Annotated in this window: 7 protein-coding genes; 1 reads left to right on the forward strand and 6 read right to left on the reverse strand. The window is 68.7% G+C overall.

The annotated features are described in order from the left end of the window. Positions 1-32: 32 nt before the first annotated feature. The 6 genes from ABZ342_RS22470 to ABZ342_RS22495 all read right to left on the reverse strand — a co-directional run bounded on the left by ABZ342_RS22470 (position 33) and on the right by ABZ342_RS22495 (position 6,173). The gene (locus tag ABZ342_RS22470) at positions 33-1,688 is read right to left on the reverse strand and encodes an MDR family MFS transporter (RefSeq protein ID WP_360476122.1); all 1,656 of its coding nucleotides are present in this window, start codon (positions 1,686-1,688) and stop codon (positions 33-35) included. A gap of 181 nt (positions 1,689-1,869) precedes the next feature. Then, a complete protein-coding gene (gene glyA / locus ABZ342_RS22475) occupies positions 1,870-3,138 on the reverse strand; it encodes a serine hydroxymethyltransferase (protein WP_360476125.1) in 1,269 nt (422 codons plus the stop codon). Positions 3,139-3,270: 132 nt separating this feature from the next. Beyond that, positions 3,271-3,693 (reverse strand): 50S ribosomal protein L11, encoded by a 423-nt coding sequence (rplK, locus tag ABZ342_RS22480; RefSeq protein WP_360476128.1) that lies wholly within the window; start codon positions 3,691-3,693, stop codon positions 3,271-3,273. 33 nt (positions 3,694-3,726) lie between these two features. Beyond that, positions 3,727-4,245, reverse strand: coding sequence for a gamma carbonic anhydrase family protein (locus ABZ342_RS22485; protein ID WP_360476131.1), 519 nt, complete (start codon positions 4,243-4,245; stop codon positions 3,727-3,729). A gap of 28 nt (positions 4,246-4,273) precedes the next feature. Then, positions 4,274-5,479 carry a M14 family metallopeptidase gene (locus tag ABZ342_RS22490; RefSeq protein ID WP_360476307.1) on the reverse strand — a complete coding sequence of 402 codons (1,206 nt, stop codon included), beginning with the start codon at positions 5,477-5,479 and terminating at the stop codon, positions 4,274-4,276. Positions 5,480-5,585: 106 nt separating this feature from the next. Then, complete coding sequence (locus ABZ342_RS22495) at positions 5,586-6,173, reverse strand: TetR family transcriptional regulator (protein WP_155547795.1); 588 nt, start codon at positions 6,171-6,173, stop codon at positions 5,586-5,588. Between the two features lie 123 nt (positions 6,174-6,296). On the opposite strand from ABZ342_RS22495, the gene ABZ342_RS22500 reads away from it, so the two are divergent. Continuing rightward, a complete protein-coding gene (locus ABZ342_RS22500) occupies positions 6,297-6,752 on the forward strand; it encodes a GreA/GreB family elongation factor (RefSeq protein ID WP_155547796.1) in 456 nt (151 codons plus the stop codon). Positions 6,753-7,758: the final 1,006 nt, after the last annotated feature.

A 7,758-nucleotide genomic window follows, 5' to 3' on the forward strand; every position in this document is an offset into this window, starting at 1 on the left:
CCGGGATCTCCCGAGGGGCCGTTTTCACGCGGTCAGTGCGCGAGGGCGAGGGCCGGAGCCGCCTCCGCCTCGGCGTCCGCGCGCTGCTCCATCGCCGACTTGTCCGAGAGCGGCTTCTCCTTGAGGAACCACACCAGGGCGAACCCGACGGTCAGCACGATCCCGCCGACCAGGAACACCGTGCTCATCGACTCGGCGAAGCCCTGCAGGATCGGCCGGGCCAGCGTCGGGTCGAGCGTGGACAGGAACGACGTGTCGTTGACGTCCAGGCCGCTCTGCATCTGCTTCGCGAACTCCGGGTGCTGCGCCAGCGCCGACACGTAGGCCGGCGTGGTCATCGCCGAGCGGATGGCGTTCGCGATCCGGTCGCCGACCGTGCCGAACAGGATCGACAGGAACACCGCGGTGCCCGCCGTGCCGCCGATCTGCCGGAAGAACGTCGCCGCCGAGGTGGCGACGCCGATGTCCTGCGGGCGGACGTCGTTGGTCGCGGCCAGCACCAGCGTCTGCATCGAGGCGCCGAGGCCGAGGCCGATCACGAAGGCGATCACCATGACCAGGGCCAGCGAGCTGTCGACGGTGATCGTGGACAGCGCGAACAGCGCCGCCGCCATCAGGCCGATCCCGGCCACCGCGAACATCTTGTAGCGCCCGGTCCTGGAGATCAGGCGGCCGCTGGTCAGGCTGGCGACCATGATGCCCAGCGTCAGCGGGAGCATCTGCAGGCCGGCCTGGGTGGGCGTCGCACCCTTGACGATCTGCAGGTACAGCGGCAGCGACATCATCGCGCCGAACATCCCGGCGCCCTGCACGACGGTGACCAGCGTGGCCATCCGGAACACCGGGCGCTTGAACAGGCGCAGCGGCAGCAGGGCGGCGTCGCCCATGCGGCGTTCGATCCAGACGAACGCGGCCACGCCCAGCCCGCCGACGACGTACATGGCGATCGAGGCGGCGGATCCCCAGCCCCACTCGCGGCCCTGCTCGGCGACGATCAGCAGCGGCACCAGGCCGGTGGCCAGCGCGACGGCACCCCAGTAGTCGACCTTCTGGTCCACGCGGGTGTGCGGGAGGTTCAGCACCTTGGTGACGACGACCAGCGCGGCCAGCGCGATCGGGACGTTGACCAGGAAGACCCAGCGCCAGCCGGTGATGCCCGCGAAGGAGTCGACCCCGGCGAAGAAGCCGCCGACGACCGGGCCCAGGACGCTCGACACACCGAAGACGGCCATGAAGTAGCCCTGGTACTTGCTGCGCTCACGGGGCGCGGTGATGTCGGTGATGATCGCGAGAGCCAGCGACATCAGGCCACCGGCGCCGAGGCCCTGGAAGGCGCGGAACGCGGCGAGCTCGTACATCGACGTGGCCATGCCGCTCGCCAGCGAGCCGACCAGGAACAGCGAGATCGCCGTCAGGTACATGGGCTTGCGGCCGTAGAGGTCGGACAACTTGCCGTACAGCGGCGTCGAGAGCGTCGCGGTGATCAGGTAGGCGGTGGTCGCCCACGCCTGCAGGGACAGGCCGTGCAGTTCGTCGGCGATGGTGCGCATCGACGACGAGACGATCGTCTGGTCGAGCGCGGCGAGGAACATGCCGAGCATCAGCCCGGACAGGACGGTCAGGATCTGGCGGTGGGACAGTTTGCCGTTCGTAGCGGCCGCTCCTTCCGCCGTGGTGGTGTCGCTCATGGTGGTCTCCCTAGGTAAGCCTTCGCCGTAGTTGCTTGTACCTCTCAACTACTTGCCTCGGTCAAGTATTCCGCTGAAGCTTGCATGATGCAACCAAGTTTTCTGTGAGCCGCGTCTCCAGCCCACGGACGCGCCGAAGGCCACCTCCGCGGCTCGGAGGTGGCCTTCGGGCGAACGAGCGTCAGGCGGAGTAGCCCGGGATCGGGAACGGCGCCAGGAACTCGCGGATCTCGGCCGCGATCGTGTCCAGCGAGGACTCGTCGGAAGCGGCCGCCGCGGTGATCGTCCGGTCGATCCACTCCGCCACCTGCACCTGGTGCTGCGGGCGCAGACCGCGGGTCGTGATCGCGGACGTGCCGAGCCGGATGCCGGACGGGTCGAACGGCTTGCGCGGGTCGAACGGCACCGTGTTGTAGTTCAGCTCGATCCCGGCGCGGTCCAGGGCCTGCGCGGCCGGCTTGCCCGCCACCCCCTTGTTCGTCAGGTCGATCAGCAGCAGGTGGTTGTCCGTGCCGCCGGACACCAGGTCGTAACCGCAGGCGAGCAGCGCGTCGGCCAGCGCGCGGGCGTTCGCGACGATCGTGTGCGCGTACTCGCTGAAGTCCGGGCGCTGCGCTTCCCCGAGCGCGACGGCGATCGCGGCCGTCGTGTGGTTGTGCGGACCGCCCTGCAGACCCGGGAACACCGCCTTGTCCACGGCCTTCGCGTGGTCGGCGTCGGACAGGATCATCGCGCCGCGCGGGCCGCGGAGGGTCTTGTGCGTCGTCGTCGTGATGACCTGCGCGTGCCCGACCGGCGACGGGTGCGCGCCGCCCGCGACGAGCCCGGCGATGTGCGCGATGTCGGCGACGAGCACCGCGTCCACCTCGGCGGCGATCTCGGCGAACGCCGGGAAGTCGATCGTGCGCGGGATCGCCGTGCCGCCGGCGAAGATCAGCTTCGGCCGGTGCCGGCGCGCGAGGTCGCGCACCTGGTCGAGGTCGACGCGGCCGGTCTCCTTGGCGACGCCGTAGCGGACCGGGGTGAACCACTTGCCGGTCGCGGAGACGCTCCAGCCGTGCGTGAGGTGGCCGCCGTCCGGCAGCGCCATGCCGAGCACGGTGTCGCCCGGCTGCGCGAAAGCCAAGTACACGGCCAGGTTCGCCGGAGAACCGGAATACGGCTGGACGTTCGCGTGGTCGGCGCCGAACACGGCCTTCGCCCGCTCGATGGCCAGTTGCTCGATCTGGTCGATGAACTGCTGGCCCTCGTAGTAGCGCTTGCCCGCGTACCCCTCGGAGTACTTGTTGGTGAGCACGGTGCCGGTCGCTTCGAGCACGGCCTGCGAGACGTAGTTCTCCGAGGCGATCAGGCGGATCTTGTCGTGCTGGCGCTTCGCCTCGTCCTCCACGAGCCCGGCGATGGCGGGGTCGGCGGCGGCGAGTGCGTTCAGTTTCGGCTGGTGTGTCATGGCGTACTCCGGCTCTGGAGTGGCCTTCACCCAGGCGCGCGGTGCCGGCCTCGTCGTCGCTTCCCGGTGGTGCTCCACCTCGATGGCGCCAGTCGCTGCTGCGCGTAAGAGCCTAGTCCGTGCCCACGCACCTCAGTCCACTACCGCGACGCCCATGGACCGGGCGGTGCCCGCGATCGTGCGCATCGCCCTCTCGACGTCGGATGTGTTCAGGTCCGGCAGCTTCCGCTCGGCGATCTCGCGCAGCTGCTGCGTCGTGATCTTGCCCGCGACCTCGTGCCCAGGGCGGGAGGAACCCTTGTCCCCCAAGGCCTTCTTGATGAGGAACGACGTCGGCGGCGTCTTGAGCCGCAGCGTGAACGAGCGGTCTTCGAACACCGAGACGACCACCGGCACGATGTCGCCGCGCTGGGCGGCCGTCGACGCGTCGTAGGCCTTCTTGATCTCGACGAGGTTGACCCCGGTCTGCCCCAGCATCTTGCCGAGGTCGACGACCGGGGCGTTGCCCGCGGTGAGCTCGAGGGTGACCTGGTGGGTGAGTTTCTTCGGAGCCATGCCCCGAAGCTAGAGTCTCCAGCTACTGGAGGGTCAAACCGGCTTTGTGCCCGCCCGGTGCCGGCGCGCCAGCTCCTGGTAGATCGCCGCGTTGTGCTCGACCCACATGCGCGCCGAGTCGGTCAGCGGGACGAACTTCTTCGCCGGGCTGCCCATCGCGATGACCTCCGGCGGGACCTCCGTCGCCGGGGTGACCGTCGCGCCGGCCGCGACCAGCGCCCGCGCGCCGATCTTCGCCTTGTCGAGCACCGTCGAGCCGTTGCCGATCAGCGCCTGCTCCTCGATCGTGCAGTCGTGCACCAGGCACTGGTGGCCCACGGTGACGTTCTTGCCGACTTCGCAGACGCCGTCGTTGACGTGGATCACCGAGTTGTCCTGGATGTTGGCGCCCTCTCGGATGATGATCCGGCCGAAGTCGGCCCGGATCACCGCGCCGAACCAGATCGAGGCGTCCTTTTCGACGACGACGTCGCCGATGAGGGTGGCGGTGGGGGCGATCCAGGCGTCCGGGTGGACCTGCGGGCTGAGCCCTTCGAACGAGAACAGAGGCATGCCCGCACCCTAAACCGCCCCCGGGGACTCAGCCCGTGATCGCCGCGTTGATCAGGATGTCGACAGCTTTGTCGTTGCGCGTGGTCTGCGGCACGATCTGGGTGTCCCGCGGGTAGAAGCCCGGGCTGCTGCCCTTCGGGTACATCTCGAAGGTGAAGCTCCAGATCTTGTGCGTCGCCCACATCCAGTCGTTGACGCTGCCGTCGGTGATGTAGAGGTCGCTGGACTGCTGCGGCGTGTAGCCGTTGGTCGCCGCCATCTGCTGGCCGAGCGTCTCGAACTTCGTCGCCTCGGCGGCGGTGAGCCCGGGCGCGGTCCGGTCGTAGGTGTAGCCGAACGGCCAGAGCACCAGCTCGGAGTAGGTGTGGAAGTCGATGTGCGTCTTGATCTGCTGGACGCCGCCGACCACGCGCGAGTTCACCCAGTTCGAGACGGCCCGGGTCTCGGGCGCGGAGAACGCCGCCGTGCCGCGGTAGGTCTCGCTGGACGTCGAGCCCGACGAGCCGCCGCAGCAGCCCCACTTGTAGCCCCAGTTGCGGTTGGTGTCGGTGCCGGGACCCTGGCGGTTCTTGCGCCAGCTGTGGAACGTGCCGCCGGAGATGTCGTACTCGGAGCCGTCCGGGTTGACGCTCGTAACCACCCAGATCTCCGTGCTGTCGACGAGCCGCTTGATCGCCGGATCGGTGGCGTACCCGCTGGTCAGCCGCTGCACGATGCGCAGGCACATCTCGGTGGTGAGGTGCTCGCGCGCGTGCTGGTTGCAGGTGAACAGCACTTCGGGCTCGTTCTCGTCGGTCGCGGCGTTGTCGGAGATCTTGATCAGCGAAAGCGCGCGGCCTTCGTACGAGGTGCCGGCGCTGCCGAGCTTCGTCAGCGACGGGTAGTTCGCGACGGCCTTCTGCAGCTCGGTCTGCGTTTCGGCGTAGGTGTGGTAGCCGGTGTAGCCGGCCGGGAAGTCCTCGACGGTCGCGGTGCCCCGCGGCCGGTCGACCGCACCGAGCGCCCGGACGCCGAAGCCGAGCGCGCGCAGCTGGGCGGCTTCGCCCGGGTTGGCGATGACCGTCGTCGTGCCGTTCGTGCTGTCGAGGATGTCGGCACCGGTCCGGGCGACCTCGGTGCGCAGCTGGGCCGTGCCGGTGCCGGTCACCTCGTACACCTGCGGGCCGGCGTCGGGCTGGGCGACGGCCACGCCGCCGGTGGTGAGCATCAAGAGGGCGGCCGCGGCCGCCGCCAGGCACGTTCGTGGGCGCATCACGTCTCCTGCTCTCGGGGGTTCCCCGAGCGTGGCCGGAGCCGGACGTAGTGCGCAATCCGTACGTCTACGGATCTAAAGGGCGTTTCTAGCCGTAGTTGGCGAAGCAGAGCGCCTCGATGTCGGCACGCAGGGTGGCGAACGGCCGCGGGCGCACCCGCTGCTGGACGACGGTGCCCAGCAGGTACGACAGCAGCGCGCGGGCCCGCGCCCGCGGGTCGTCGACGTCCAGCGGGGCGAGCAGCTCGGCCAGCAGCTCGGTCAGCGAGGTGAGCATGGCGTCGATGGCCTGCGGGTGCTGCGCGCGGCCGGCCGCGATCCAGTACTCGAACCAGAGGAACGCCGCGTTGGGGTTGGCGGCGAAGACGCTCAGGTACTCCTCGAGGACGGCGAAGAGGCGCTCGCGGGGCTCGTCGTGCTTCGCGGCGACCTCGCGCAGCCCCGCGGCGAAGGCGGTGATGTGCGCGGCCATGGCGCGGTCGATGAGGACGTCGATGTCGGCGAAGTAGTAGTGGATCGCGCTCTTGGTGAGCGGTCCGGCGTCGGCGATGGCCCGCACGGTGCACCCGGCGAGGCCGTCGCGGGCGAGGACGATCCGCGCGGCTTCGACGATCTGTTCCTGCTTGGCCAGCTGGTTGGGAGAGAGCCGCTCGCTGCGACCGGGGACTGCGCTCACGGTGATTCTCGTTACCTTCTTCCTGGACGGCAGCCCCGAATCCTAGGGCAGACGTCCCGCGGATGACCTTCGGGTGAAAAACCGGATTGGCCACCCCGGTCCGCGCGGCGGACAATGCCCGGCATGGTGATCTCAGGGGACAAGGGGCTCAGCTCGGCCGCGCGCAGCCAGCTGGAGAAGGAAATCGCGAACTTGCGCGCGCAGCGGGCCGCGCTCGCGCCGCAACCCGGCGAGCAGGAGCGCACGGGGGACGCGGCGGACCAGGCGGACGTGATCGACCGCGCGGAGTCGGCAGCGCGGCTGGACCGCCAGATCGCGGACCTGGCCGCCAAGATGGAGCACGGCGGCTACGGCAACGCCCAGCTCCCCGACGGCACAACGGTGACCCTCCGCTTCTCGGACGGCGACGAAGAGACGTTCCAGGTGGTGACGGTCCCAGGCGAAGACGCGGACGCGATCACATCCGACAGCCCCCTGGGCCTGGCCCTGGTAGGCCGCAAGGCGGGCGACGAGATCACCTACCGAACCCCCCGCGGCGACGCCAAGGCGACGGTGCTGAAGGTAACCCCGCCGAAGTAGGACCCCAGCCCCGCAGCGAAGGCCGTCTCCCTGGGAGGCGGCCTTCGCTGTGCGGATTTGACCCGTAAGGGTGGTTCCCAAGAATAAAGTTCCGCCGGCCGACACGAGAAGGCAACCACGACGGGGGCCGGGGCGGAGCCCCGGACGGGGTGTGGGGCGAAGCCCCACAAGACACGCGAGGCAAGGAAAAAGGCCCCCGCCCTTTGGGGGCAGGGGCCTAGTACCTTGTCGAGCCGCCTAGGGGAATCGAACCCCTGACCTATTCATTACGAGCGGAATTCGTCACTTGATGACCTTGGTCGCAAGGCTCCGACCTGCATGTCCTCGGTCCCTGGTCGTCCACGAACGTCCGAGGTTAGTCACCCGGATTGTCACCCAGTTAGACACCCACCGCGGCCCAAAGAGGCTGGAACATCGGTTGGCGGAGACGCTCTCTACCAACCGATGTTTCAGCCTCTTTTCGCTGCTCAGCTACTAGAGAGACATAGTAGTAGAGTGGAAAACCACCGCCTACCAACGGAGTCACCCACCTGTCACACCTAAAGCCCCAGGTCAGAGCCTCCGGAGTGACAGAATGACAGGTGTGACAGTGTCGACACCCCACGAGCGTCACTCGCCTTCGACGCCCGGCGTTGTGGGCCGTCGACGGTGGCAACCATCGTTCAGACCGGCCCTTAAGCCAAGCAGCAAGTCGCCCGCCTCAGGCCGCTTCCAGTCGCCTTACAGGCACGCCGCGAGCTGGGCGGCGTGATAGCCGCCCGCCCCGCGGCAAGCTCGAACTGGAACAGCCCAGCAGCGCCGGACCCGTAGTCGGCGGGCCAATCGAGAGTGCGCACATCTCAATGAAGGCGAGTGCCCGGCGGTCACTCGCGTAGTCGTCAATGCACACCAGGCGGAGCACAGGGCAGAGTTGGGAGTTCGCCCGCCCACCCCAAAAACCCTCCAAAACCACCACATGTGCCATGGACAACGTCACAACACCGGCACATGTTGCCCTCGCCAACCA

This window comes from Amycolatopsis sp. NPDC005961, assembly GCF_040629235.1.
GTDB lineage: Bacteria > Actinomycetota > Actinomycetes > Mycobacteriales > Pseudonocardiaceae > Amycolatopsis > Amycolatopsis camponoti.

Bases quoted from the DNA above. Each gene is read 5' to 3' on its own strand.
- ABZ342_RS22485 (WP_360476131.1), bottom strand. From the start codon at position 4,245: ATGCCTCTGTTCTCGTTCGAAGGGCTCAGCCCGCAGGTCCACCCGGAC.
- ABZ342_RS22470 (WP_360476122.1), bottom strand. From the start codon at position 1,688: ATGAGCGACACCACCACGGCGGAAGGAGCGGCCGCTACGAACGGCAAA.
- glyA (WP_360476125.1), bottom strand. From the start codon at position 3,138: ATGACACACCAGCCGAAACTGAACGCACTCGCCGCCGCCGACCCCGCC.
- rplK (WP_360476128.1), bottom strand. From the start codon at position 3,693: ATGGCTCCGAAGAAACTCACCCACCAGGTCACCCTCGAGCTCACCGCG.
- ABZ342_RS22500 (WP_155547796.1), top strand. From the start codon at position 6,297: ATGGTGATCTCAGGGGACAAGGGGCTCAGCTCGGCCGCGCGCAGCCAG.